The sequence below is a fragment of the Bradyrhizobium diazoefficiens USDA 110 genome (assembly GCF_000011365.1).
Taxonomy (GTDB): domain Bacteria; phylum Pseudomonadota; class Alphaproteobacteria; order Rhizobiales; family Xanthobacteraceae; genus Bradyrhizobium; species Bradyrhizobium diazoefficiens.
In genome coordinates, this window is the sequence record NC_004463.1 from 6,965,582 (window position 1) to 6,992,131 (window position 26,550).

The 26,550-nt window shown below is 62.6% G+C and carries 25 protein-coding genes; 13 read left to right on the forward strand and 12 right to left on the reverse strand.

What is annotated here, in order from left to right; translation table 11 throughout:
* Nucleotides 1-13: 13 nt before the first annotated feature.
* The 8 genes from BJA_RS32015 to BJA_RS32045 all read right to left on the reverse strand — a co-directional run bounded on the left by BJA_RS32015 (nt 14) and on the right by BJA_RS32045 (nt 9,372).
* Entirely contained in the window at nt 14-1,495 is a 1,482-nt protein-coding gene (locus tag BJA_RS32015; RefSeq protein WP_011089062.1) for an aldehyde dehydrogenase family protein, read from the reverse strand.
* Nucleotides 1,496-1,593: 98 nt separating this feature from the next.
* Complete coding sequence (locus tag BJA_RS32020) at nt 1,594-2,556, reverse strand: NAD(P)-dependent oxidoreductase (RefSeq protein WP_338076383.1); 963 nt, start codon at nt 2,554-2,556, stop codon at nt 1,594-1,596.
* A 17-nt stretch (nt 2,557-2,573) separates the two neighbouring features.
* A complete protein-coding gene (locus tag BJA_RS32025) occupies nt 2,574-4,067 on the reverse strand; it encodes a sugar ABC transporter ATP-binding protein (protein WP_011089064.1) in 1,494 nt (497 codons plus the stop codon).
* A gap of 4 nt (nt 4,068-4,071) precedes the next feature.
* Complete coding sequence (locus BJA_RS32030; RefSeq protein ID WP_083860163.1) at nt 4,072-5,154, reverse strand: hypothetical protein; 1,083 nt, start codon at nt 5,152-5,154, stop codon at nt 4,072-4,074.
* On the reverse strand, nt 5,151-5,474 hold the full coding sequence (locus tag BJA_RS43905; RefSeq protein ID WP_338076384.1) for a hypothetical protein: 324 nt from the start codon (nt 5,472-5,474) through the stop codon (nt 5,151-5,153). Before BJA_RS43905 ends, BJA_RS32030 begins: the two co-directional genes overlap by 4 nt.
* Nucleotides 5,474-7,270 carry an ABC transporter permease gene (locus BJA_RS32035; RefSeq protein WP_338076385.1) on the reverse strand — a complete coding sequence of 599 codons (1,797 nt, stop codon included), beginning with the start codon at nt 7,268-7,270 and terminating at the stop codon, nt 5,474-5,476. Before BJA_RS32035 ends, BJA_RS43905 begins: the two co-directional genes overlap by 1 nt.
* Nucleotides 7,271-7,321: 51 nt before the next feature.
* The gene (locus BJA_RS32040) at nt 7,322-8,335 is read right to left on the reverse strand and encodes a sugar ABC transporter substrate-binding protein (RefSeq protein WP_011089067.1); all 1,014 of its coding nucleotides are present in this window, start codon (nt 8,333-8,335) and stop codon (nt 7,322-7,324) included.
* 38 nt (nt 8,336-8,373) lie between these two features.
* Entirely contained in the window at nt 8,374-9,372 is a 999-nt protein-coding gene (locus BJA_RS32045; RefSeq protein WP_011089068.1) for an ABC transporter permease, read from the reverse strand.
* A 378-nt stretch (nt 9,373-9,750) separates the two neighbouring features.
* Here BJA_RS32045 and BJA_RS32050 point away from each other — a divergent pair, with 378 nt between their 5' ends.
* Entirely contained in the window at nt 9,751-10,260 is a 510-nt protein-coding gene (locus BJA_RS32050; protein ID WP_011089069.1) for a hypothetical protein, read from the forward strand.
* 147 nt (nt 10,261-10,407) lie between these two features.
* Here the strand turns inward: BJA_RS32050 and BJA_RS32055 are convergent, their stop codons facing one another.
* Entirely contained in the window at nt 10,408-10,908 is a 501-nt protein-coding gene (locus BJA_RS32055; RefSeq protein WP_011089070.1) for an Lrp/AsnC family transcriptional regulator, read from the reverse strand.
* Between the two features lie 125 nt (nt 10,909-11,033).
* On the opposite strand from BJA_RS32055, the gene BJA_RS32060 reads away from it, so the two are divergent.
* Genes BJA_RS32060 through lpdA form a run of 5 tightly spaced genes read left to right on the forward strand, consistent with a single transcriptional unit; the run spans nt 11,034 to nt 16,297 of the window.
* Nucleotides 11,034-11,354, forward strand: coding sequence for a hypothetical protein (locus BJA_RS32060; RefSeq protein ID WP_038967685.1), 321 nt, complete (start codon nt 11,034-11,036; stop codon nt 11,352-11,354).
* The gene (locus BJA_RS32065) at nt 11,351-12,583 is read left to right on the forward strand and encodes a 3-methyl-2-oxobutanoate dehydrogenase (2-methylpropanoyl-transferring) subunit alpha (RefSeq protein WP_011089071.1); all 1,233 of its coding nucleotides are present in this window, start codon (nt 11,351-11,353) and stop codon (nt 12,581-12,583) included. Before BJA_RS32060 ends, BJA_RS32065 begins: the two co-directional genes overlap by 4 nt.
* 3 nt (nt 12,584-12,586) lie before the next feature.
* Complete coding sequence (locus BJA_RS32070) at nt 12,587-13,603, forward strand: alpha-ketoacid dehydrogenase subunit beta (RefSeq protein ID WP_011089072.1); 1,017 nt, start codon at nt 12,587-12,589, stop codon at nt 13,601-13,603.
* A complete protein-coding gene (locus BJA_RS32075) occupies nt 13,603-14,886 on the forward strand; it encodes a dihydrolipoamide acetyltransferase family protein (RefSeq protein ID WP_011089073.1) in 1,284 nt (427 codons plus the stop codon). The genes BJA_RS32070 and BJA_RS32075 overlap by 1 nt, the downstream gene beginning before the upstream one ends.
* A 13-nt stretch (nt 14,887-14,899) precedes the next feature.
* On the forward strand, nt 14,900-16,297 hold the full coding sequence (lpdA, locus tag BJA_RS32080) for a dihydrolipoyl dehydrogenase (RefSeq protein WP_011089074.1): 1,398 nt from the start codon (nt 14,900-14,902) through the stop codon (nt 16,295-16,297).
* 260 nt (nt 16,298-16,557) lie between these two features.
* Here the strand turns inward: lpdA and BJA_RS32085 are convergent, their stop codons facing one another.
* Genes BJA_RS32085 through BJA_RS32095 form a run of 3 tightly spaced genes read right to left on the reverse strand, consistent with a single transcriptional unit; the run spans nt 16,558 to nt 18,912 of the window.
* A complete protein-coding gene (locus BJA_RS32085; protein ID WP_197535730.1) occupies nt 16,558-17,292 on the reverse strand; it encodes a hypothetical protein in 735 nt (244 codons plus the stop codon).
* Nucleotides 17,186-18,016, reverse strand: a complete 831-nt coding sequence (locus tag BJA_RS32090) for an ABC transporter transmembrane domain-containing protein (protein WP_051000392.1) — start codon at nt 18,014-18,016, stop codon at nt 17,186-17,188. Before BJA_RS32090 ends, BJA_RS32085 begins: the two co-directional genes overlap by 107 nt.
* On the reverse strand, nt 18,013-18,912 hold the full coding sequence (locus BJA_RS32095) for a hypothetical protein (protein ID WP_011089077.1): 900 nt from the start codon (nt 18,910-18,912) through the stop codon (nt 18,013-18,015). Before BJA_RS32095 ends, BJA_RS32090 begins: the two co-directional genes overlap by 4 nt.
* A gap of 159 nt (nt 18,913-19,071) precedes the next feature.
* Here BJA_RS32095 and BJA_RS32100 point away from each other — a divergent pair, with 159 nt between their 5' ends.
* From BJA_RS32100 to BJA_RS32130, 7 genes are read left to right on the forward strand one after another with little or no spacing between them, the layout of a single operon-like run.
* Nucleotides 19,072-19,392, forward strand: a complete 321-nt coding sequence (locus BJA_RS32100; RefSeq protein WP_028176116.1) for a helix-turn-helix domain-containing protein — start codon at nt 19,072-19,074, stop codon at nt 19,390-19,392.
* On the forward strand, nt 19,392-21,404 hold the full coding sequence (gene hyfB / locus BJA_RS32105) for a hydrogenase 4 subunit B (protein WP_011089079.1): 2,013 nt from the start codon (nt 19,392-19,394) through the stop codon (nt 21,402-21,404). Before BJA_RS32100 ends, hyfB begins: the two co-directional genes overlap by 1 nt.
* Nucleotides 21,395-22,351 (forward strand): respiratory chain complex I subunit 1 family protein, encoded by a 957-nt coding sequence (locus BJA_RS32110; RefSeq protein ID WP_011089080.1) that lies wholly within the window; start codon nt 21,395-21,397, stop codon nt 22,349-22,351. The genes hyfB and BJA_RS32110 overlap by 10 nt, the downstream gene beginning before the upstream one ends.
* 5 nt (nt 22,352-22,356) lie before the next feature.
* On the forward strand, nt 22,357-23,019 hold the full coding sequence (locus BJA_RS32115) for a hydrogenase-4 component E (protein WP_027548289.1): 663 nt from the start codon (nt 22,357-22,359) through the stop codon (nt 23,017-23,019).
* Entirely contained in the window at nt 23,016-24,467 is a 1,452-nt protein-coding gene (locus BJA_RS32120) for a hydrogenase 4 subunit F (protein WP_011089082.1), read from the forward strand. Before BJA_RS32115 ends, BJA_RS32120 begins: the two co-directional genes overlap by 4 nt.
* 18 nt (nt 24,468-24,485) lie before the next feature.
* Nucleotides 24,486-25,997 carry an NADH-quinone oxidoreductase subunit C gene (locus BJA_RS32125; RefSeq protein ID WP_011089083.1) on the forward strand — a complete coding sequence of 504 codons (1,512 nt, stop codon included), beginning with the start codon at nt 24,486-24,488 and terminating at the stop codon, nt 25,995-25,997.
* Between the two features lie 13 nt (nt 25,998-26,010).
* Nucleotides 26,011-26,544: an NADH-quinone oxidoreductase subunit B family protein gene (locus BJA_RS32130; protein ID WP_011089084.1), complete on the forward strand. Its 534-nt coding sequence runs from the start codon at nt 26,011-26,013 to the stop codon at nt 26,542-26,544.
* The last annotated feature ends 6 nt before the right edge of the window (nt 26,545-26,550 follow it).

A 26,550-nucleotide genomic window follows, 5' to 3' on the forward strand; every position in this document is an offset into this window, starting at 1 on the left:
CATCGTCTCAAGGTCAGTCCAGCTTGATCCAGACACCCTTCGTGTGCAGATATTCGTCGAGATGCTCGGTGCCGCCCTCGCGGCCATATCCGCTCATCTTGTAGCCGCCGAATGGCATGGCGGGATCCAGCGCGTGGTAGGTGTTCACCCACACCGACCCTGCGCGGAGGCTGCGAGAGATGACGTGGGCCTTGCTCACGTCGCGCGTGAAGACACCTGCCGCGAGCCCGTACGGCGTCGCATTGGCTCTTTCCACTGCCTCATCGAGGGTGTCGAACGGCAGTGCGGAAATAACCGGCCCGAAGATTTCGTCACGGGCGATCTGCATATCATCGGAGACGCCGGCGAACACGGTCGGCTCGACGAAGTTACCCTTCGCAAGATTCCCCTCCCTCACGCGCCGGCCGCCGGCCACCACCTTCGCGCCCTCCTCGCGCCCGCTTTGCAGGAAGCCCTCGACCTTGTCGAGCTGTCGCTGGGAAACGAGAGGTCCGATCTCCGTCGTCGGATCCGCGCCATCGCCGATCTTCAGGGCCGAGGCGAACTTCCCGAGCCGCTCGACCAATTCATCATGGATTTTACGCTCCACGAACAGGCGCGAGCCGGCGATGCAGATCTGACCCGAATTGGCGAATGCGGCCATCGCGGCGATCGGCACGGCCTTGTCGAGATCAGCGTCGGCGCAGACGATGACCGGTGACTTTCCGCCAAGCTCGAGAGACACCCGCTTGAGGTTTCCGGCCGAAGCCCGGATGATCGCCTGGCCGGTCGCGGTGGAGCCGGTGAAGACGATCTTGTCGACATCGGGATGCTCGGCCAGCGGTGCGCCGGCCTCCACCCCGGTTCCGGTCACCACGTTGACGACGCCGGGCGGCACGCCGGCCTCGTTCATCAGATCCGCGATCAGCAGCGGCGTCAGCGGCGCCTCTTCCGACGGCTTGAGCACGATCGTGCAGCCGGTCGCGAGCGCGGGCCCGATCTTCCAGACCGATGCGGCCGTCGGCGCATTCCACGGGATGATGGCGCCAACCACGCCGATGGGCTCCTTCCGGGTGAACGAGACGATGTCCCCCGGAAGCGAATTATCTACCGTCTGCCCATGGAGCGCGGTCGCCATGCCGGCGTAGTATCGCAGCATGCCGATCACGCGAAGCTTGTTTGCGCGCGTCCGGGCGATCGGCATTCCCATATCGGCCGTATCGGATTGGCTGATCTCCTCCCAGTGCTTCTCGAACAGGTCGGCGATACGCAGGAGCAGCGCCTGCCGCTCGAACGGCTTGAAACGGCTCCACGGTCCTACGAAAGCGCGTCGGGCCGCAGCGACCGCGACGCTGATGTCGGCCGCCTCGCCGCGCGGGACACGACCGATCACTTCGCCGGTCGCAGGATTGCGCGTCTCGAAGACCTTGCCCGAGCGGGCTTCCACCCACGCGCCATCGACGAACATCTTTCGGGCTCGGCCGTCGAGCGGAAATCGGATCTCAGCTTTCGTCATCGTAGTACTCCTGTCTCAACAGAGGCGATGGACGGATGCCTCGCCGTTGTCTGATTTCGCGCTTTCATAGCGGTGATTCTTCGACTCGGGCAGGGCCTCTAGGCGGCCGGGTGCGGCTTCCGCAGGAAGCGCGCCAATTCCGGTATGTACGCCTCGCCGTGACCGCTCTCGACCACTGCCGCGATCGCGCCGGCAACGCCGTCCGCGATCGTCCTGGATGCGCCGGATGCGCTTGCCATGGTCCGGTAATAATCGATGTCTTTCAACGCATTGCCGATGAAGAACGGGACCGTGCCGACGTCGTCCGTCACGATGGCTGGCGTCATACGCTGTAGCGCAGCGCCGGCCCCACCTCCTTTGGCGAGGACATCGACGAAAACCGCGGGATCGACGCCCGCATCGGCCGCCTGTGCGGCGGCTTCGCTGAGCAGCGCCATGAACCCGATCGACACATAGTTGTGGAGCAGCTTGAGCCGATGACCAAAGCTCACCGGCCCAACTCTTTCGACCCGCTCGGTGAAGGATGCGAGGACCGCGCAGGCATTCTGAAAATCTGTTTCGTCGCCTCCAACCAGAAGGTTCAGCGCCCCATCTTCCGCATGCTTCGCCGTGCGGGTCATGGGCGCATCGAGGAAGGCCCCGCCGGCGGCGCGGACGGCCGCGGCCATCCGCAATGTCGATTCCGGCAATGCGGTCGAACAATCGACGATGATGGTTCCCTTGCGCAGCCGGGACAAGGCGCCCGCGTCACCGGTGAGAACCGCCTCGACCTGGGGCGAACCGGTGACGCAGAGGATGATGATGTCCGATGCTTCCGCTACGTCAGCAGGAGTCTTGCAGGCTGTGGCACCGAGTCCGACGAGATCGTCGACGGGCTGGTTGCCCGGGTGATCGAGAAACGCCAGGGGGAAGCGGCCCCGCGCCAGGACGTTCTTCGCGATGCCGTGGCCCATCAGGCCTACGCCGATAATTCCGACCCTCGTCACGGTGACCTCGTTCATCTCTTGCATGTCCGGTCGCCGGTGTCGTGCCCCACATGATCGTGTTGGGACAGCCGGCATATGCTGTGGCAGGCCGTCTAGTGGACGGCGGCGTACATGATCTGCTGCTCGGTTGCCTCGGCTGTCTTGATCTCTTCGACGATCTTGCCCCGCTTTGCGACCAGGATGCGGTCCGAGAGTGCCAGGACCTCGGGCAGGTAGGAGGAGATCACGACCACGGCGAGACCGTCGTCAGCCAGGCTATTGATGAACTGGTGGATCTCGACGATGGCGCCGACGTCGACACCGCGGGTCGGCTCGTCGAAGATGATCAGCCTGGGCTTCTGGATGAGCGACCGCGCGATGACGACCTTCTGCTGGTTGCCGCCGGAGAGTTCGATCACCCTGGCCTTTTCATTGATCGACCGAAGCTGAAGCCGCCCGGCCCATTGTCGCGCCAGCTCCTTCGCCTGTGTCATCGAGATCACGGACAGCGGGTTCGAGAAGCGCGAGAGCTCGCCCAGATGCAGGTTCTCGGCCACCGTCATTGTCTCGAAAAAACCGTCGAACTTGCGGTCTTCCGTGACGTAGACGATGCCCTCGCGGACCGCCATCCGCGGAACCCGGTAGCGGACCGATTTGCCGCGATACTTGATCTCGCCACCATGGAAGATGTCCCGCTTCAACACGCCAGCGACCACCTTCATCATTTCGGTGCGACCGGCGCCGATCAGCCCGAAGACACCCGTCACCTGTCCTGCGAAGATAGAGAATGACGTGTTGCGGACCATCGTGCCCGAAGACAAATTCTCCACGCTGAGCACCCGTTCACCATACGGCCTGGGCGGGCGGCCGTGGTCGCCATGCAACGTCTCGGTCAGGTTTCGTCCGACCATTGCCTGGATGACCGTATCGCGCGTGAACGTCTCCTTGACATCCGATGCGACAAGCCGCCCGTCCCGGAGAATTGTAATGCGATCGGCCAACTGCATCGCCTCTTCAAGCGCGTGCGAAATGAAGATGATCGCGACCTTGTCGGCCACAAGACGCCGGATCAGGTTGAAGAAGTGCCGCTTCTCCTCCGGCGTGAGCGTCGCCGTCGGTTCGTCAAAGATGATCACCTTCGCCTTGTGATGAACGGCGCGCGCGATCTCCACCATCTGCTTTTGCGCCGCTCCGAGCTGCGAGACCTGTGCCGTGGGATCGACCTGGAATCCCATGCCAGCCAGGAATTGTCGGGCCTGGATGTAGAGTCCCCGCAGCCTATTGAACACCTTCTCCTCGCCTAGGTAGATGTTCTGCGCCACCGTCATCGACGGCACGAGATTGGTCTCCTGGTAGACCATGACAACACCCTGCTTCAGGCCTTCGGCAGGCGTCGACAAATGCACCGGCGTCCCGTTCAGGAGCATCTCTCCGGACGTGAGCTTGTAGACGCCGGCAAGAACCTTCGTCAGCGTCGACTTGCCGGCACCGTTCTCGCCGAGAATGGCGTGAACCTCTCCCGGCGAAACGGCGAAATCGACTTCCTGGAAGGCGGGGATCCTTCCAAACAGCTTCGTTCCGTTGCGGATTTCCAGAATGGGCTGCATGCGATTACTCCGAGAGGGCCGTCGCCGGATCGCGGATTTCCAGGACCGAGTTCGAACCGCGGCTGGCGAGGTAGAGCGCGCCTGCGCATTCGGCGGCCGCCACGACACCATGCCGCGTGCCGTCCGCGCGGGAGTGGAAGGATCCGATGGGCGTCATGCTCGCGTCGCAATACGCTATCAGCCCATAAGACCGCGTGACCGAATAGGGCTTCAGGATGCCCATCTGCTTCAGCTGGCTTCCCTGCATCGGCTCCTTGAAGCTGCGTCCTGAATAGAGTGACGGGGCCACCCAGTGCTCTTCCGGCAGCTCGTTGACCATACGGGTCCTGTATTCATCCTCGCGCAGGATGAACTCCACGAGCTGGTTGCGCACAGAATAGAAGGAAAGCCAAATGCCACCGGCAGCCGCGCGCGTCAGGCGTGCGGGATAGCCAGGCAGGCCGGTGACAAGCTCAACGGGCTTTCCAGCCGGAAGCGCCAGCGCAAGGACGCGGTGACGCAGACACTCGGAGACGAACACCTGTCCGTCTGATGCCGCCAATCCGGATGGCCACCCCAATCCGGTCGCTGCGATCGTAACCCGGTCCTTGACGAGATCGACGACGACGACTGAGCCGGAAAGATCCTTCGTCATCAGCGCACGCCGCCAGTCGAGTGCACCGACATGTTTCGACCCGTTGCACACGGCGAGCGTCGACTCGTCCAGCCACGCGATCGCGGTCGGGCAATGCAGGACGTCACCAGAAGGCTGAACCACCTTGCCGTCGAAGCGACCGCCCCGTACGATGAGTCCCTTGCGGTCCAGCCCGATCGCCAGCGCATCCCCGAGTCCAGCCATCGCCGAGATCGGGGCATCGAACCTTGCCATTGTCTCCGGACCTGAGGATGAGGTCGGCCGCAGACGGAGCAGCCCGGAGCCGCTCGAGGCAAAGAGGTTGGCACCGAGAGCCACGAGGTTGTCGACCTGATCGACCTGGCAGAGGACCGGCGCGGCCTCGAGCTTCTGGTTCGACAGGAACGGGCCGTCGAGCACTGGCACCGTGACCGCGCCTTCGCGGCGCCCCAGCACTTTGTCGATCCATTTCACGAGCGGTGGCCCCAATAGCTGTCCACACCGCAGAACGCGGGGTCGGCTCCCTCCAGCCGGTATGTCCCCATCCTGTTGTTGAAGATTCCGCAGAGATAAAGCACGCCCTTGTGCTCGCGCATCGAGGTGATCATGGGATGCTTCTGACCGCCCTGATCCCAATAGCTTTCGAGGATCTCGCCGCGCTCGTTGAACTTGAGAACACAACCGGTGTTCAAATTCGGCATCAGCCAGGCATCTTCGGAGCACCGCCGCGACATCCTCTTGCGGAAGCCCGGCATCTCGAGCGACAGGTCGAGCGCCGGTGTACGCATCCCCATCAAGGCCAGCCAGAGCACCCGTCGGACGCGCGATTGATGTTGTCGGGGTAACCGGGAAGGTTCGGAATGACGACCTCCACCTCGCCCTTCTTCGGTCCATCGAAATAGTACCGACTGATCCGGCAAGCCCAGCTTTCCGCGAAGAGCAGGGATTCGTTGTCGTAGGACATGCAGATGCCGTTCGGAAACACCAGGTTCTTCAGAACGGTTCGGGTCCTTCTGGTCTTCGGGTCGTAGCGGATGATACGGCCGTTGCCGCGACTCTCGAGCGCGTCCGAATACCAGTCGTGCATCTCGAATCGCGTCGTCGCCTCGCTGAAATAGATCGTGCCATCGGGCGCGATGTCGAGATCGTCCGCGAGCTTCATGTTGGAATCGTCGATGATCGACAGCAGGCTCCGGTTCGTCTCCGCGGTCAGCCGGCGCACCGTGCCGTTCATCTCAACCTGATAGAGGCCCATTCCCGCGACGCAGATGTTGAGATGTCCCTGGCGATCGAGCGCCATCCCCAGCGGCGAGCCGCCGATATGCGCCAGCACCTCCCAGCGCTGATAGTCGGGCGGAAGCCAGCGCGCGATGTCGCCGTGACGGCTGCCTGTGTAGAGGTTGTCGTGACGATCGAAGATGACGTCCTCGGCTCCCTCCAGAATGCCAAGGCCGATGACGCCGACGTCGCGCAGCCTGTCGTTCGGTGCCATGGCGCCGGCGCCCAGGTCCGTCGGGATGGGGTCGGGCATGCGGGCATAGGCCGGGGAAATGTAGACGCTCCGCAGCAGCTTGTGGCGGTTCTTGACCCAGCGCACGTCAAGGAAGACGGCGGCGACAAGGATCAGACCCAGCACGAGGTCGGCCCCGGGGCCGGAGATCGCGAGCGCGAGGAAGCTGTTCGACAGGAGCAGCACGAAAACGGCCCCCATGATCGCCTTGGAGACCGTGCCCCGCCCACCACCAAGCGAGATGCCGCCCAGCACAGTGGCCGTGAGCGCCTGCAGCTCGAGTCCCGCCCCGACGTCCGACGCCGCGCTTCCGATCCGGCTTGCGAACAGGAATCCGGACAGGGCGACGAGGGTGCTGCAGCAAACATAGGCGCTGAAGATCGTCCAGCGAACATTGATGCCGGCATTGTAGGCCGAACGGCGCGCCCCACCGACGGCGAGTAGATGCCAGCCATACCGTGTGCGCGAGAGCACCACGTGAACGCCGATTGCGATGGCGGCCGTGATCAGGAAGGAGACCGGCGCCAGCCCGATATTCGCGGTGCCGAGATATTCAAACGCGGCGGAGTCGGACATGTTGGTCACAATCGCCGTCGAGAACTCGGGAAAGACGATCTCGAACAACGATCGGAAGATGATGAGGGTGACCAGTGTCGTGAGGAACGCCCGCATCCTGACATAGCCGACAAGCAGCCCGTTCAAAGCACCGCATGAGGCTCCGACAGCCAGTGTGGCAATGAGACCAGTACCAGCGCTCCATCCCTCGACATTCATGCCGATCAGGGACATCAGCACGGACAGCGCGAAAACCGAGCCGACGGACAGATCGATTCCGCCCGACATCATCACGATCGTGAGGCCGAGAACGATCAGCCCAAACTCCGCAAACTGGCGCGCGAGGTTTCCGAGCGTGGTCCATTCGAAGAAGTGCGGAACGAACGGCCCCAGACCGAACACGAGCAGCGCCAGCGCCAGGAACGGGATGGCGCTGTCGACCCACTTCTTGGTGAGGACCTCCCCGATCACGTGATCGGGGAGGAGCTTGTACCGCCAGCGAACGATATCGGTCGAAAAACTCATCTCGCTCATTCCCTGCGCTCGCCGGCCTGGGGCCGTAGCGCGACATGCCTCTTACTTGAGCTCGTCGAGCGTCCAGCAGTTGCGGCCGGTCGCATTGTTCTTGTCGACCCGCGTCACCGGCCCGAAGAACACGTCCTTGACGGCAGCCGCCTTGCGGTTGCCTTGCAGCAACTCGGATATCTGGCCTGCCGCGATCTCGCCCTGGATGTCGGCGTGGAAGTTGTAGACGACGGTCAGGAGCCCCTTCTTGATGCTGTCGCAACCGGTCTGGCTTCCTGCGCCATTCGTGACGATCGTGACCTGCCCGGTCTTGCCTGCGGCTGCCACGGCTGCTCCGGCGCCTACCTCGGCGTTGTCCCAGATGCCCATCACGCCGCAGAGATCGGGATGCTGCTGGAGAACCGTCGCATTGATCTGGCGCGCCTTGTCGGAGTCGTAATTGGCGGCCTGATCGGAGACGAGCTGAAGGTCGGGATTGGCGGCCAGCACCTCGTTGATGCCCTGGCGCATGTAGATGTTGGCCGCGCCGGTCTCCACGCCGGCGAGCCAGACGACCTTGGTGGACGGGCCCTTGCCCTTGGCGCACGCCTTGGCGAGTTCGCCCATCTCGAGCCGGCCCATCTCGATCCAATCGTTGCCCACGTAGGAATCCGTCTGGGTCGCCGACTGCATGTTGACCTGAAGCACCGGAATTCCAGCCTCCTGAGCCTGCTTCAACTGGCGCGCATAAGTCTGCACGTCCGGATTCTGCACAATCAGCAGATCGGGTTTCTCGGCGATCGCGCCGGTCAGTGCGCGAATGCCCGCCTCCGTGTTCATGTTGGGATCGCGAACTTCGAGCGTAAAGCCATAGCGTTGAGCATGCCGCTGCCATACCGTCACCCAGGCCTGGTTGAGGTCGAAGCCCTGGGAGATCGGAACGAAGATCACCTTCTTGCCCTTGAGGGCCTTCAGATATGCCTCTCTGCCGACCTGCTGCACCTCGGCGCCGATGCCCGGCGCTGCCGCTGCAAGGCCCCCGAGCACGAGGCCGGTCAACAGCAATTTTCGCAGAACTGAAACCATGATGTCCTCCCGTTTTGTAATCGCTTGAGGCGTTCGCCCTAGATATCGCCACTCTGCGAGGTCTGTTCGTCGCGCGGATTGAGCAGCGCATCGATCGCCAGAGCACCGAGCAGGATCACGCCCTTGATGAGGTTCTGGGCCGTGAAGCTGATGTTGAGGATCGTCATGCCGTTGGTGAGAACGCCGACGAGGATCGTTCCCACGATCACGTTGCGGACACCTCCCTGCCCGCCGCTGAGGCCAATGCCACCAAGCACGACGACGAGAAGCACATCGTAGATCAGCGTCGAGTTGTACAGGCGCGTGTTGATGCCGGAGACCACCGCGCACATCAGGATGCCCGACAGAAACGCAATCAGGGCGCTGGCGGCATATTGCGAGATGATGACCGGCCGGGCCGGCAATCCCATGGTGCGCGCGGCGAAAGGATTGTCGCCGGTCGCGTAGATGAACCGCCCGAAGCGGGTCTTCCGCAGGAACAGGGCCACGAGTCCAGCCAGCACCGCCGCCACGCAGACCGAGACGGGAACGCCGGCGATCGTCCCTGTTCCGAGGAACGTGAACCAGCCGTGCCCCGTCGGAGCATAGACCACGTCCGACTTGAAGACGATTCGCCCCGCGCCGTAGACCACCGATGCGAGGCCGAGGGTCGCAAAGATCGGCGGCACGTCCGCCACCGCGACAAGCGTTCCGGTGCCGACGCCGACAAGAATGACGAGCAGCCCGCCAACCACCAGTGCCCAGCCAAACGGCAGGCCGGTGGTCGACAGCCAGATGCTGAACGCAACGCCGATCACCATCACCGCGATCATGGTCAGGTCGATGCCGCGCCCGACGACGACCAGCGCCATGCCGACCGCAAGGATGCCGAGCGTCGCGACGTTGTTCAGCAGCGTGAGGATGTTCCCGGCGGTGAGAAACCTGGGCAGGAAGATCGAGAAAGCCGCGATCAGGACGAGCGTGATGCAGAAGATGACCTCCTCCTGCGTCAGCCTGAACGATGGAATTCCACGCACCAGATGCTCCGAGCGGCTCATGTTCCGGTCAACCGTTTCCGGCTTCGGAGGCGCGACCGGGCCGAGCCCTCGCGCAGGATTGACTGCTCGCGATCATCGTTGTTTCCCCGCCTGCAATAGGCTCTTCTTGGTGGGCAAGATGAGCGAGGTCTCCCCGCCTCATGCAAGGCGCTTTTTCTGACCCCCTGTTTCGTTTTTCTGATCCTCCGACATTTTGACGCTCACACCGGCAGTGTCGTCGAGATCTCGGCCGTTGAGAAAAACTGACACCCCCGTCAGAAATACTGCGCTTCGCCGGCATTGCCTCGGCGCTTCGCCTACTTGAAGATCGAAACGCGATCGGCGCCTCGACCAATCACAACGAAACAGAGCCGATTTCACCTGACAGGGAGGTAAAGTATGAAATTTCGTAGACTGCTCGCGCTCGCGGGTGTGTTCTTTGGCATGAGCACCGTTGCGCTCGCTCAAACTCAGGCCGACGATGAGTGCCTGAATCCCGGAAACGACGAACTCTTGAAGCAGGGATGCTCCTATCTCGACGAGTTCATGAAGGCGTTCAACTCGCGAGACGCGGAAGCCTGGGCCAAGACGGTCCATTATCCGCACATCCGGATCGCCGCCGGCCAGGTTCAGATCTGGAACACGCCGGAAGAATATGCGCAATCGAACGACGCGAAGCAGTTGGCGCAGGCCTCGACCTGGGCGCGTTCGGCATGGACGTATCGCAAGCTCGTGCAAAAATCCGACGACAAGCTGCACTTCATCACGCGGTTCACGCGCTATGACGCCAACGACAAGCCGATATTGTCGGCCGATTCCTTCTATGTGATCGTCAAGAAGGATGGGCGATGGGGCGCCCTGGTGCGATCGAGCTATGTCGGCATCATCGGCAAGAAGACCGCGTTCTGATGCTCCGCTGGCTTCCGCTCGAACACGGGAGCTGGCGTGGCGTCGAACCGAATGCTCCTGGCTTAGGCGCGCGGCGCCACGAGCATCTTTCGTCGGGCTCCCGTTCGCGGGAGCCCGCCCCTCAGGGGCCGTTCGAAACAGCCGCGCTTACGGCGGACCGGCCTTGGAGGGATCGATCGAAATCTGGCGCTTCAGGGTGCGCAGGCCGAATGTCGTTCGCGACTGCCGAATACCCGGTATCCTGTACAACGACTGTCGCAGGAAGCGCTCGTAGTGATCGGTGTCTCGCACGACGACCTTGATGAGATAGTCGTAATCGCCGGTCACCAGGTAGGCCTCCATCACCTCCGGAATCCGCGACAGGGCGGTACCGAAGCGATCGAGCACCTTGTCGTCATGCTTGTCCAGCGTGATCTCGACGAAGGCGATGTTATTGTATCCGAGATTGGCGTGATTGAGCACCGCGACATATTTCTCGATCGCTCCGTTTTCCTCCAGGCGCTTCACTCTGGTCCAGCATGGAGAACTCGAGAGCCCGACCTGCTCCGCCAGCGCACTCGTCGTCAAGCGGCCGTTCTCGCAAAGCGCAGAGAGAATCCGGCGATCCAGATGATCGAGATCCTCGACGGGGCTGCGCTTGGAGGGCATGGGTCAATCCTTCTGTCTTTTTGCATTCTGGCGGGAAACTTTTCCGCGATTCCGGCCAATACACCGGAATTTTGGGAAATTTTCTCGAACCAGGAGATTATCATTGTGCGGCGGGAGAACGTGACATGCAACCTCAACAGCGCCGATCCGTCAGCGTGATCGCCGCCACATCCGACCCCTTTGACGGGATCGTTCGGCTCGTCCTCGACGCGGCGCGGTTCGGCTTCGGCCTCGACCAGGTCGCGATGACGACCTGCCCCGGTGGCGGCCGGACGATACGGATGGTCCTTGAAGTCCAGCCGTCGGCCGATTGCGCTGACATCGCGGAACGGCTGTCGCGCCATCCGGCGATCACGGACCTTCGCGTCGTGGGGCTCGCGCGCGGGGAATCCGGTCGGCCAGGCGTTGTCTCTGCAGAACCGGCAAACGAGCGGATGCTTCCATGAACAGCCCCACGCCACTTCGCTTTCACGTTCCGGAGCCTGCAAGCCGTCCGGGGGGCAAGCCGGATTTCTCCGGCGTCTCGATTCCGAAGGCGGGCTCGGTCCGCCGCCCGCCGGTCGACGTGCTCCCTGAGGAGATTCGTGACCTCGCCTACTCGATCATCCGCGTGCTCAATCACGAGGGCCGGGCAATCGGGCCATGGGTGCCGGACCTCTCCCTGGACGAACTGGTCGCCGGCCTGCGCCACATGATGACCCTGCGCACGTTCGACGCGCGCATGCAGATGGCGCAACGTCAGGGCAAGACGTCTTTCTACATGCAGCACACCGGCGAGGAAGCGGTGAGCTGCGCGTTCCGCATCGCGCTCGGCCCCGACGACATGAACTTCCCGACCTACCGTCAGGCCGGCCTGCTGATCGCGCATGACTATCCGCTCGTCGACATGATGTGTCAGATCTATTCCAATGAGCATGATCCGCTAAAGGGCCGGCAATTGCCCGTGATGTACTCCTCGAAAAGGCACGGCTTCTTTTCGATTTCGGGTAACCTCGCCACGCAGTTCGTCCAGGCGGTCGGCTGGGCCATGGCGTCGGCGATCAAGCGCGACAACCGCATTGCCGCCGCCTGGATCGGCGACGGCTCGACGGCGGAATCGGATTTCCATGCGGCGCTTGTCTTCGCCTCGACCTACAAGGCGCCGGTCGTCCTCAACGTGGTCAACAACCAGTGGGCCATCTCGACCTTCCAGGGCATCGCGCGTGGCGGCTCGGGCACCTTCGCGGCGCGCGGCCTCGGCTTCGGCATCCCCGCGCTCAGGGTTGACGGCAACGACTATCTCGCGACCTATGCCGTCGCAAAATGGGCGATCGAGCGGGCGCGGCTCAACCTCGGGCCAACACTGATCGAATACGTCACTTACCGCGCCGGCGCGCATTCGACGTCGGATGATCCTTCCGCCTACCGGCCGAAGCACGAATCCGAGGAGTGGCCGCTGGGCGATCCCGTGATCCGGCTCAAGCAGCATCTCATCGCAGCCGGCGCCTGGTCGGAAGAGCGCCACAAGCAGACCGAGGCCGAGATTCTTGCCACCGTCATCGCCGCGCAGAAGGAAGCCGAGGCCTTCGGCACCCTGCATTCCGGCGGTAAGCCCTCGGCGCGCGATATCTTCGAGGATGTCTATGCCGAACTACCGCCGCATCTGCGTCGGCAGCGCCAGCAGATCGGAGTCTGAGCCATGCCGCGCATGACGATGATCGAGGCAATCCGCTCGGGGCTCGACGTCTCGATGGCTCGCAACGACGACGTCGTGGTCTATGGCGAGGACGTCGGCTTTTTCGGCGGCGTGTTCCGCTGCACGCAGGGCCTGCAGCAGAAGTACGGCGTCTCGCGCTGTTTCGATGCGCCGATCAGCGAATGCGGCATCGTCGGCACCGCGATCGGCATGGCCGCTTATGGACTGCGCCCCTGCGTCGAGCTTCAGTTCGCCGATTACATGTATCCGGCCTACGACCAGATCGTCTCGGAGGCAGCTCGCCTGCGTTATCGTTCGGCTGGCGACTTCACCTGCCCCCTCGTCATCCGCATGCCGACCGGCGGAGGCATTTTCGGTGGACAGACCCACAGCCAGAGCCCCGAGGCACTCTTCACCCATGTCGCGGGACTGAAGACCGTAGTGCCGTCCAATCCCCATGATGCGAAGGGCCTCCTGATCGCGGCCATCGAGGATCCGGATCCCGTCATCTTTCTGGAGCCAAAGCGGCTCTACAACGGCCCGTTCGACGGTCATCACGATCGCCCGGTCACCGCATGGGCCAAACATGAGCTCTCCGAAGTGCCGGAGGGACACTACACCACGCCGCTCGGCAAGGCGGTGACGCGGCGCGCCGGAGAGGCCGTCACCGTCCTGACGTACGGCACCATGGTTCACGTCGCGCTGGCGGCAGTCGAGGAGACGGGCGTCGATGCCGAGGTGATCGACCTGCGCACCCTGCTTCCGCTCGATCTCGAGACGATCATCGCTTCCGTCGCCAGGACCGGCCGCTGCATCGTGCTGCACGAAGCAACCCTGACCTCCGGCTTCGGCGCGGAGCTCACGGCGCTGGTGCAGGAGCACTGCTTCTATCATCTCGAAGCGCCGGTGATGCGCGTCACCGGCTGGGACACGCCCTACCCGCATGCCCAGGAATGGGACTATTTCCCCGGTCCTATCCGGCTCGGGCAAGCACTGCGCGACATCATGGAGACACGCTGATGGGTGAGCGCAGCGTCAAGCTTCCGGATATCGGGGAAGGCATCGCCGAAGCAGAACTCGTCGAGTGGCACGTCAAGGAGGGCGATCTTGTTCGCGAGGACGACCTGCTCGCCACCGTGATGACCGACAAGGCCTCGGTCGAGATTCCCTCGCCGCTCGCAGGCGAGGTCAGCTGGATCGGCGCCCGGATTGGCGATGCGGTGGCGATCGGCTCGACGCTCGTGAAGCTCAAGGTCGCAGGCGATGATACCTCGGAGCCGGCAGACGAGGCACCGACGGAAGACGTCGCCACACCATCGGCCGTGACGAATGCCAAAACCCCGGATGCTGTGCCAACGCCCCCCGCCCGCATCCGCCCCGCGGCCATCGAGGCCCGGCCGGCGACCACGTCTGCGGTCCGCCGCACGCCGGGCGAGAAGCCGCTGGCCTCGCCCGCCATACGCCTCAAGGCGCGGGAAGCCGGCCTGGACCTGCGCCAGGTCCACGGCACAGGCCCCGCCGGACGCATCACCCACGAGGACATCGACGCCTTCCTGTCGCGCGGGCCGGCACCGACCCATGGTCGCGGCATGGCTCCGAAGACCGCCGTCACCGACGTCAAGGTGGTGGGCTTGCGCCGCCGCATTGCCGAGAAGATGGCGCTGTCGAAGTCTCGCATCCCGCACATCACCATCATCGAGGAGGTCAACGTCTCGCCGCTGGAGGATCTGCGCGCGACGCTGAACAGGAAGCCTGCGCCGGAGCACCCGAAGCTCACGCTGCTGCCGTTCCTGATGCGGGCGATGGTCAAGGCGCTTACCGAGCAGCCCGCGCTCAACGCACTCTATGACGACGAGGCCGGCATCGTCCACGAGCATGCCGGCATCCATATCGGCATCGCAACCCAGACTCCGTCAGGCCTCGTCGTGCCCGTGGTGAAGCATGCGGAGGCGCGCGACCTCCGGGACTGCAGCATCGAGCTGAACCGTCTCGCGCAGCGCGCCCGCGAGGGCACCGCGACGCGCGAGGAGCTGACCGGCTCGACAATCACCATCACCTCGCTCGGCGCGCTCGGCGGCCTTGCGACCACGCCGGTGATCAATCATCCCGAGGTCGCCATCGTCGGCGTCAACAAGATCGCGATACGTCCAGTCTGGGACGGCACGCAGTTCGTGCCATGCAAGATGATGAACCTCTCCTGCAGCTTCGATCACCGCGTCATCGACGGATGGGACGCCGCCGTCTTCGTGCAGAGGGTCAAGGAGCTGCTGGAGAACCCGGCGACGATCTTCGTCGACCCCTAAGGCAGAGCAAGCAATGACCGAAATCACCTGTCAACTCCTCGTGGTCGGTGCCGGGCCCGGCGGCTATGTGTGCGCGATCCGCGCCGGCCAGCTCGGCCTCGACACCGTTCTCGTCGAACGCGGCAAGCTCGGCGGAAGCTGCCTGAACGTCGGCTGCATTCCTTCGAAGGCGATGATTCATGTTGCCGAGGAATTCGAGAAGCTGGTGGAGGCAGCTGATGGCAAGACTCCCTTTGGCCTGACGGCGGCGCAACCTGCGCTCGACTTCAAGCAGGCGATCGCCTGGAAGGACGGTATCGTCCATCGGCTGAACAACGGCGTCGCTGCGCTGCTCCGCAAGGCCAAGGTCAAGATCGTCCAGGGCCATGGACGCTTCCGCGACGGCAAGACGATCGTCGTCGAGACCGAGACCGGCCCGAAGACGATCAAGGCCGAGACGGTGGTGATCGCGACCGGCTCGGCTCCTGTCGAGCTGCCGACCCTGCCGTTCGGCGGCAGGGTCATCTCCTCGACCGGTGCACTCTCGCTCGCGGAGGTGCCAAAATCCCTCGTTGTCGTCGGCGGCGGCTATATCGGGCTCGAGCTCGGGACCGCCTTCGCCAAGCTGGGGAGCAAGGTTGCCGTGGTGGAAGCGCAGGACAACATCCTGCCGCTCTACGACGTCGAGTTGACGGCTCCGATCGCCAGACGCTTGACCGCGCTCGGCGTCGAGGTGCTGACCGGTGCCCGGGCGCTCGGCCTGACCGCTCAGGGCGACGGATTGCGCGTCGAGACGCCCGATGGCCAGGAGCGCAGCCTGACGGCTGACAAGATTCTCGTCACGGTCGGGCGCACGCCGGTCACCGAGGCATTGGGGCTGGAGCAACTCGTCCTCGACATGGATGGTCGCTTCATCCGTATCGGCCAGCATTGCGAGACCTCGATGCGCGGCATCTACGCGATCGGCGATGTCACGGGAGAGCCGATGCTGGCCCATCGCGCCATGGCGCAGGGCGAGATGGTGGCGGAAATCGCAGCCGGCATGCCACGCGCGTGGGACAAGTGCTGCATCCCGGCGATCTGCTTCACCGATCCTGAGATCGTCTCCGCGGGCTTGTCACCGGACGAGGCTCGCCGGGCCGGCATCAACATCAAGGTTGGACAATTTCCCTTTGCAGCCAATGGCCGCGCGATGACGCGCCATGGCGAGCCCGGCTTTGTGCGCGTCGTCGCCAGGGCCGACAATCAACGCGTTCTCGGTATCCAGGCGCTTGGACAGGGCGTCTCGGAGCTTTCTGCCGCATTCGGCCTGGCGATCGAGATGGGCGCGGTCCTGCAGGACATCGCCGGCACGATCCACGCGCATCCCACGCTGGGCGAAGCAATTCAGGAAGCGGCCTTCAAGGCACTCGGCCACGCGATCCACGTCTAGGCCGTCGCGAGACGAACAGCACGTAGGCGCCTCTAGCGAAGAACGTCCGCGGGATCGCCGTCAAAGTGATGTTGACCGAGCTTGCTCAGAGCGCTTCGGTCTTGCCGCGTAAGGATTCGTTCCTGTCGAGCCAATGAGGGGAGACAGAGTCGGTGGAAAACGGCTCGCCGACCTTCCGGCCGACCACAACGCCGCGCCCACGGCGCAACGTCATATGCGCGAGGCCCGGTCCAGTATCTCACCGCGGCACTAAGGAGATATCAACCGACGGGCGCAGTTCGGCGCAGACCGCAAGCACCTCGTGGATATCGCTGGCGAGGAACTTGTCGAACGGAGTGTTGTCGCCTACCGAGGCCCCCCCCAATTATGGGGAAGGCCTGTTGCTTCAGAATATAATCAAAACGCGACGCCCACTTGCGGGCGCCGAGCCGCGCCGTGGTCGAGCAATTGTCGACCATGTATGACACGCCCTTATGGCTCATATAGGGATTGAGCGAGTCGACCGCCTCGATGATTGATTCATTGGCGATCTCCGAATACGGATGGCCGTGATCCTTTAGCACATCGACCTGCGCCATCATGCAGGCTAGATAGACACCGGCGGTTTCCGGATTGACTGGCGCATAGTTGCGCTCCTTATCGACGCGCACCTTATCGCCGACGGTCCACATTTCGGTGGTGTCGATGTTGCGCATCGGATAGATGCCGTGGCGGCGGGTTGCCTGTATGACGCTGCGCACCTCGTTGCCCGAGGCAACGTCGTCGTAGATCTCCTCGAGAATCTCACGGCACGGATGGTACGAGGCGTTGTAGGCGGCGCGGAACGCCGCCTTCTCCTTGTCCTCAAGCTGCTCGTACACCGCCTTCAGACCGGAGCGCGAGATCGTCTTACTGATAGGCCCGGTGATCGACTCCGCGGTGTTGAGGAAGGCGTTGTCCTTCGACATTCCCTCCCCGACAAACCGCTCGTAGAGACTCTCCGCGATGCCATGCACAGCGCCTAGCAAAGCGCGTGGACTGGCCCTCGCGGCCCGTCAGATTGTCGACCGCCGCCATCGCCTTCAGCGTGCCGATCCCCGTGACGCTTTCGACGAGGAAGGACTGGTTCTCCGCGCCGCGTTTGAATTTCTCGTCGAGACGGGCGCGCAGCGGCGGCGTCACGATCACCGAGATCGCGACATAGAGGGGGATCGACGGCGTGACGACCAGGGTCAATAGCGGACTATAGGCGTACATGACGCCGAAGAAGACGATGGTGAAGAAGAGATCGATCACCACGGTGACGGCATTCGAGGTCAGGAACTCGCGAATGCGGTCGAGCTCGCGCACGCGGGCAACGCTGTCGCCGACACGGCGTGCCTCGAAATACGACAGCGGCAGGTTGAGAAGATGCCGGAACAGCTGCGCCGAAAGCTCGCTGTCGACGCGATTGGTGGTGTGAGCAAACAGCCAGTTGCGCAGCGCCGACAATCCGGTCTCGAAGATCAGCACTGCGGAGAGCCCTACCGCCAGCACGTCGAGCGTCGTCAGCGACTGGTGGACGAGCACCTTGTCGATGACGAGCTGGAAGAAGATGGGTGAAATCAGTCCCATCAGTTGCAGGAAGAAGGACCCGATCAGCACGTCGCGCAGCGGCCCGCGGTATTTCACGAGCGCAGGAATGAACCAGCTGATGTCGAAGGGGCGCGTCGCCCCCGCCATCAGCTCGCGCGTCGTCATGAGCAGCAGCCGTCCGGCATACCGGCCGCCAAAATCGTCCGCCGACCACACCTCGGGGCGCCCGCCATTGCCGGCTGGATCAGGAAGCGCGATCCAGCCGGCTGCTGGTCGATCTTGAGCAGAACGACGGCTTCGCCGCCCTCCAATTCGGCGAGCGCAGGCAATGGGACCTTGTGAAGCGCCTCAGTGGCCGCAGGCTTCACCTTGGCGACGATCTTCAGCCGCTTGGCGATCCGGGCGAGGTCCTCAAGCTGGTATCGCTCGCCCGGCGAGCCATGGTCGTGAGCGATCTGACCAGCGTCGGCCGGGACGCCAAGGAATTTGGCTACCAGAATGAAGGAAAGCAGCGACGCCGGAAGATCAGGATCATTGCCGCTCGTTATGTCTGCAGTCTCGTCAGGCGCTTTCGCAATCGCAATGGTCATGACCCAGACTTCACACCCAGCCAGAACAGCCTGAATCCCAACCGGGAACCATGCAGGATTTGCCTGGTCCCGCGACTCGCGCAACAGATTGAGACAACAACTTAACCACGGATAACACGATCGCTTACATCTAACGTTGTTCAATGGGCAAGCCAAGCCCTCGTTCGTCGCCCCCGACGAAGGTCGAGGTGGCCATACGATCGGTCCGGCGGCGCGGTGGAGGCGCTGCAACGCGAATGTCGAGGTCAGGAACAATCGCGACGATACGCGGCGACTTGCATCGATCGTCCGGGCCATTGCGGGCCCGAGCCGTTCGACGACAGTATCGCTGCGGGTCGCAAACACCTTGTGATGCAGGCGGTCGTCAGGCCCGCCCCCGACGGCGCCCCGGGTGGCGCGCAAACCGGCACCGCCCGCGACGACAACCTCAAACGTATGGTCGATGAGCTCGCACGCGGGTGCCGAACTCATATTGGCTCCCGACGCATCAGGATTGGATGCCGACAGCCCGCGACGACATTTCGTTTAGATTAGATGTTTTAACTATCATATCTTGACATTATAACATGACTAGTTACGATAGAAGGATGACGTTTGGTGTTTCGTTCGAATCGGGTGGTGGGGCGATCGATGATCACAGCGGCTCAATTGCGGGCGGCCAGGGTGCTCCTCGGCATCGATCAGCGACGGCTCGCAGAACTGTCCGGGCTTTCAGTGCCAACGATCCAGCGCATGGAGGCGAGTGAGGCCATGGTTCGGGGCAATGTCGATTCGCTGGTGAAGCTGATTACAGCTCTCGACACCGCCGGCATTGAGTTGATCGACGAAGGGGCTGTCAGTAGCGCCGAGGGGCGCGGGGTGCGGCTGAAAGTCAATTCCGGATCGGCAAAAATCTATTTGAACAATCAGATAGAGAACAAAGCATCAAGCGGAATGAAGGCGCGCAGGTAATGTCGGCTGTCGTTTTGCAAATGCTGTGTGTTGCCGGAATGCTTGCATCGGCAGTTCTGGCGATTGTTCTGAGCCGCTCAACGATCACCACGACCATCATCTACGGCGTGACATTGGCCGCGTCTGCGATTGCGTTGATAGGATCCATTCACTGGTTGCTGGGCGATACCGCGAACGCCGATCTGATTCTGCCAATCGGATTGCCGTGGCTTGGCGCCCATTTCCGCCTCGACGGACTGGCTTCGTTCTTTCTCGTCGTCGTCAATCTCGGAGGGGCATCGGCAAGCCTCTATGGTCTCGGCTACGGTCATCATGAGGAGGCGCCGCAGCGCGTGTTGCCCTTCTTCCCCGCCTTCCTGGCAGGAATGAATCTTGTGGTGCTGGCGGGTGATGCGTTTTCTTATCTGCTTTGTTGGGAATTCATGTCGCTCGCGTCCTGGGCGCTCGTCATGGCGCATCATCGTGAACCGGGCAACGCGAAAGCCGGTTACGTCTACCTCGTCATGGCGAGCTTCGGCACGCTCGCCCTGCTGCTAGCCTTCGGCCTCTTGGCGGGGCCGGCGGGAGACTACGAATTTGCCGCCATTCGCACGGCTCAACATACGCCCTACGTGGCCACGTTGGTGTTGATCCTGATGTTGCTCGGCGCCGGTTCAAAGGCCGGCCTGGTGCCGCTGCACGTCTGGCTGCCGCTCGCGCATCCCGCGGCGCCGAGCCACGTCTCGGCGCTGATGAGCGGCGTCATGACCAAGGTCGCGATCTACGGCTTCATTCGCGTGGTATTCGATCTCCTGGGACAGCCGAGCTGGTGGGCGAGTGTGATCGTACTTTCTCTTGGCGGCCTCACTGCCGTAATGGGGATCTTGTATGCGATGATGGAAAAGGACCTCAAGCGCCTGCTCGCCTACAGTACGATCGAAAATGTCGGCGTCATCTTCGCAAGCCTCGGCCTTGCATTGGCCTTCCAGGCCAACGGCCTGAAACTACAGGCCGCGCTCGCGTTTGCGGCGGCTCTGTTTCACGTTCTCAATCACTCCTTCTTCAAGAGTCTGCTTTTCTTCGGCGCCGGCGCCGTGCTGACCGCGACCGGCGAACGGGACATGGACAAGCTGGGTGGCCTCATTCATCGCATGCCGTACACAAGCTTCGCCGTTCTCGTCGGCTGTGTCTCGATCTCAGCGCTTCCGCCCTTCAACGGTTTCGTCTCGGAATGGCTCATGTTCCAGGCTGTATTGCAGAGCCCGGAGTTGCCGCAATGGGCGCTGAAGATCACCGTGCCTGCGGTCGGAGCTCTATTGGCCTTGGCGGCTGCGTTGGCAGCGGCGTGTTTCGTGAAGGCCTACGGCGTGACCTTTCTAGGGCGTCCGCGCGGCGTGGCGGCGGAAACCGCAGAGGAAGTCGACCGCTACTCGCTTTCGGCAATGTTCACCCTCGCCGCACTTTGCTTGCTGGCCGGAATTCTGCCGGGACCGGTGATCGACGCGCTTTCGCCGATCACGCTACAGATCCTCGGCGGCCGCATGCCGATCCAGGCCAACGAACCCTGGCTTTCGATCGCGCCGATTGCGGAGAGTCGCAGTTCATACAACGGGCTGCTTGTTATGGTGTTCATCGCGATATCCGCTTCAGCGGCCGTCGTCTTTATTCATCGCTTCGCCTCTCGTGCCTTAAGGCGGGGGCCGGCCTGGGGCTGTGGCTTTTCCGATCCGACACCCGCGGCCCAATATTCGAGCGGAAGCTTCGCTCAGCCTATCCGCCGCGTTTTCGGTACGCTCGTGTTCCACGCCCGCGATCATGTCGAGATGCCGCCCCCCGGGGATATCAGGCCGGCGCGCCTGCGAATCGAATTGCACGATCTGATCTGGGAGCGAATGTATGAGCCGATAGCAGGCGCCGTTGGCTTCTCTGCCGATAAACTCAATCGCCTACAGTTCCTGACCATCCGGCGCTATCTCAGCCTGGTCTTTGCGACCCTCGTCACACTCCTTCTGGTTCTCGCGATATGGTCGTGATGTCGGACATTCTTGTGCAAGGCATGCAGATGCTTCTGGTGCTGCTGCTGGCGCCGCTGCTGACGGGCTTTGTGCGCAAGATTAAGGCCCGCCTGGTGCGTCGCCAGGGAGCGTCGGTCTTTCAACCGTATCTTGATCTCCTGCGATTGCTCCGCAAGGAAGTGGTGCTGGCGGACAACGCCTCCTGGCTGTTCCGCGTGACACCCTATGTAACCTTCGCCGCGATCTGGGTTGCCGCCGCCCTGGTGCCGACGTTCGCTACCGGCCTCCTCTTCAACTGGACGGCGGACTTGATTGCCATCGTGGCGCTGCTGGGAAGTGCACGCTTCTTTCTTGCGCTCGCCGGGATGGACGTCGGCACCAGTTTTGGCGGCATCGGCTCCAGCCGCGAAGTCATGATAGCGGCGCTTGCGGAGCCGGCGATGCTGCTATTTGTATTTTGCACGGCGCTGATTGCCGGCTCGACCCAACTTTCGACGGTCGCAAATTTCATGGCCTCGTCCTATGTCGGCTTACGGGTATCGCTGGGAATGGCGATGATCGCGCTCATCATGGTGGCGCTCGCGGAGAACGCGCGAATACCGGTGGACAATCCCGCAACGCACCTGGAGCTCACCATGGTGCACGAAGCGATGGTTCTCGAATATTCCGGTCGCCATCTCGCAATGATCGAATTCGGCGCCTTCCTCAAACTGTTGCTCTATGTCTCGCTGATCGCGTGCGTGTTCCTTCCCTGGAAGATAGCAGTCTTCGGTACCGGGCCGTTTTCCTATGCCATCGGCGCCGTCGCCTACCTCGTCAAGCTCGCGGTTGCCGGCTTTTTCCTCGCGCTGTTCGAGACCGCCACGGCGAAAATGCGGGTCTTTCGTGTTCCGCAATTTCTCGGTGCGGCCCTCATGCTGGGCCTGCTCGGCACCCTCCTCCTGTTCGTGTCAAAGAGCTTCTGATGCAGATGCACAGCCTCTCCTTCGACGTCTCGCACACGCTGGCCGGCGGGCTCGTCCTGATCAGCTTCATGATGCTGTACCAGGACAGGCTCTATTCGCTGCTCAACGTTTTTGCGCTTCATGCCCTGGTGCTCGCGCTGTCCGTCGCTTGGCAGGCCTTTGTCCAGGACGCGCCTCATCTTTACATCACGGCTGCAATCGCGCTCGTCTTTAAGGCGATCGTCATTCCGGTGGCGCTGCATCGCATCGTCAAGCAGCTTGGGATACATCGTGACATCGAGTCCGCCGTGGGGATCGGCCCGACCATGCTGGCCGGGATGGCACTGGTTGCCCTCTCAATGGTGCTGATGCTGCGCGTGACCGCGGAGGCCGATCCATTGGCGCGCGAGGATCTCGCTTTTGCCTTGTCGGTCGTGCTGCTCGGACTTCTGGTCATGGTAACCCGTCGCAACGCCGTCAGCCAGGTCGTCGGATTCATGTCGCTCGAGAATGGGCTGGTGCTGGCGGCAACCGGCGCCAAGGGCATGCCGCTGGTGGTTGAGATCAGCGTCGCCTTCTCGATCCTGATCGCATTCATCGTCATCGGCATCTTCCTGTTCCGGATCCGCGAACGTTTCGATTCCGTCGACGTCTCCGCGCTCGATGACTACCGGGGCGAACGGCGATGAACATAGCTTCCTTCGATTCGGTCGCAGCCATCCTGGTAATTCCGATCGGCTCGGCAGCGCTGCTCGCCGTTCTGCCGGGTTACCGGCTGACGGCCCGGTTGAACGTCGTGGCGAGCCTGGCGACATTTCTTTCGGCCCTCTCGTTGTTCGTCATCGAACGTCCGCCGCCGGGGCCGTACGTGCTCGTCGACGATCTCAACATCGTCTTCATCGTGCTCAACACCTTCGTGGGATTCACGACCAGCATCTTCAGCGCCAGCTACATCGCGCATGAACTGGAGACTGGGCGGTTGACACCGGTTTATCTGCGTTTCTACCACGCCATGTATCAGACCATGATGTTCGGCATGAACCTCGCTTTCGTGTCGAACAATATCGGGCTGATGTGGGTCGCGGTGGAAATTGCGACGCTCACCACGGTACTGATGGTCGGCATATATCGTACCCACGCCGCTCTGGAAGCGGCATGGAAATATTTCATTCTGGGGAGTGTCGGCATCGCATTCGCCCTGTTTGGTACCATCCTGGTCTATATGGCGGCGCGTCCGGTCATGGGCGAGGGGCAGGACGGCATGGTCTGGACACTTCTGATCCAACATGCCGCGAATTTCGATCCTGCGCTTCTCAACGTCGCTTTCATATTCCTGCTGCTCGGCTACGGCACCAAGGTCGGTCTGGCGCCGCTGCACGCATGGCTGCCCGACGCCCACGCCGAAGGTCCGACGCCCATATCGGCGGTACTGTCGGGGCTGCTGCTGAATGTCGCGCTCTACGCGCTATTGCGCTTCAAGATATTGCTCGCCGCCAATCCGGCGGCAATCGCTCCCGGCCCCCTGATGGTGACGATGGGCCTGATTTCGCTCCTCTTCGCCGCTTTCATGCTCTACCGCCGACGCGACATCAAACGGCTGTTCGCCTATTCCTCGATCGAGCACATGGGCATCATCGTGTTCGCGTTCGGCATGGGCGGTCCGCTCGCCAATTTCGCAGGGCTATTGCACATGGTGATGCACAGCCTGACCAAGTCCGCGATCTTCTACGCCGTCGGGCATATATCGCAGATCAAGGGCACCCAGCGAATCTCCCGGATCCGGGGCTTGACCGCGACCCATCCGGCGCTCGGCTGGGGTCTGGTAACGGGCGTCGTCGCGATCGCCGGCTTGCCGCCGCTCGGCATCTTCATGAGCGAATTCCTGGTCGTAAGCTCGACCTTCGCACGCCAGCCGCTGCTCGCGATCGTGCTGGTGTTCGGGCTGTTGTTGGCGTTCGGCGCTTTGACGTTGCGCCTGACGAGCGTCGCATTTGGCGAACCTCGAGGCAGCACCAAGTCAGCCGAGGCTTCCTACGTGCCGATGTTTGCCCATCTCTCGCTGGTTCTGATTGCGGGACTCTATCTTCCGGCGCCGCTCGTCACATGGTTCCAACACGTGGCACGCCTTCTTGGATAGTTTGGAGATCAACAGGATATGCCATCGCTGATCGATCTCATGCTGGAGGGCCGCCCGGTCCAACAACACAGCCCGTGGCCGCGAGCTACAGTCGATGCTTCCGTTTGGACATTTGCGGCAAGCGAGCTGGCACATGGACGCTGGAGCCTGCTTGGCCTTTGGGGAGAACCCTCAACGGTGCACATGGCGATTATGGATGGACATACGGCAGAAGTCGCCACCGTCAGCCTGGATTGCCCCGACCGCACTTATCCTTCGGTCGGCAAACACCACCCGCCGGCGCTTCGACTGGAGCGCGCCATCAACGACCTGTTTGGTTTGTCAGCGGAAGGCTTGCCCGACACTCGCCCGTGGTTCGATCACGACTGTTGGGCCGTTCGCTTCCCCTTGGGAAACCGCATCAACGCGTTGTCGAAGGCATCCCCCTATCATTTCCTGCCGGTGGAGGCCGACGGTCTGCATCAGGTCGCGGTCGGTCCGGTGCACGCGGGAATTATCGAACCGGGGCATTTTCGGTTTACGGCCAGCGGTGAGACTGTGGCCCGGCTGGAGCAACGGCTGGGATATACCCACAAGGGTATCGAGGGGCTCATGACTGGAGCCAATCTTGAACGGGCTGTCCAGCTCGCCGGACGCGTGTCAGGCGACAGCACAGTCGCCTACGCGTTTGCGTTTTCGCGAGCGGCCGAAGCGGCCTTACAGCTTGTCGTGCCCGATCGCGCGGCTTGGCTGCGTGCCTTGCTCGCAGAGCTCGAACGGCTCGCCAATCATCTCGGCGACATCGGCGCAATCTGCAACGACGCCTCCTTTACGCTGATGCACGCCCTTTGCGGCGTGTTGCGAGAGAGCATCCTGCGCGCGTCCGATACCGCATTCGGCCATCGATTGATGCGTGATATCATCGTACCCGGTGGCGTGACCCGCGACCTCACTGAGGAAGGGAGAGAAATCATCCGGACGACGCTGCATACCATCCGGTTGCGCTTTCCTGCTTTGGTCGAGCTCTACGACAATACGGCATCGCTACAGGATCGTACTGTCGATACGGGCGTACTCAAGGCCGCTCTGGCTAGGCAGTATGCCGTTGGAGGCTACGTAGGCCGCGCGTCCGGCCGCTCATTCGACGCACGCAGGACACTTGTGTATGCGCCGTATGACGCACTGCGCTTCGATGTACCGGTCCTGAACGAGGGTGATGTCAACGCTCGCGTCTGGATCCGCGTGCGCGAAGTTGAACAGAGTCTTTTGCTGATCGACCAGATATTGGACCGGCTTCCCGATGGCCCGCTGGGAACGCATGCGGGGCATCGGCGGGAGGCGCGGGAAGGCATGGCGATCGTCGAGGGATTTCGCGGCGACGTTCTGGTTTGGCTCCGCTTGCGGGATGGCAAGGTCGAACGATGCCATCTGCGCGATCCGTCGTGGTTTCAGTGGCCGCTTCTAGAGGCCGCAATCGAGGGCAACATCATCGCCGACTTCCCGCTCTGCAACAAATCCTTCAATTGCTCCTATTCGGGCCACGATCTCTGAGGAACGGCACCAGATGCGCAAGCTGCTTTTTGAGAGCCTGTTTCGCCGGCCGTTCACCGAGCAAGCACCGTCACCGGACGATGCCGCGGTGACCGAGCTCGCAACTGCCGTCGGTCGCGCGGCACGACGGCGCCTCGGCCGAAGCCTCTCGATACGCGAGGTCGATGCAGGATCTTGCAACGGATGCGAACTTGAAATCCACGCGTTGAACAATGCCTATTACGACGTCGAGCGCTTCGGTCTCCGGTTCGTTGCGTCGCCGCGTCACGCCGATGTGTTGATGGTGACCGGACCGGTGACGAAGAACATGCGCGACGCGTTGGAGCGCACCTATCATGCGACCCCCGATCCGAAATGGGTCGTCGCCGTCGGAGATTGCGCCCGGGATGGCGGCTGCTTTGCCGGCAGCTATGCGGTGGTAGGAGGGGTCTCGCAGGTGGTTCCCGTCGATCTTCATATTCCCGGCTGTCCTCCGCCGCCCACCACGATCTTGCGAGGACTTCTCGCCCTACTCGATCAGGCGGCCAAGAACACCAGTTCCATTTGAGGCTGT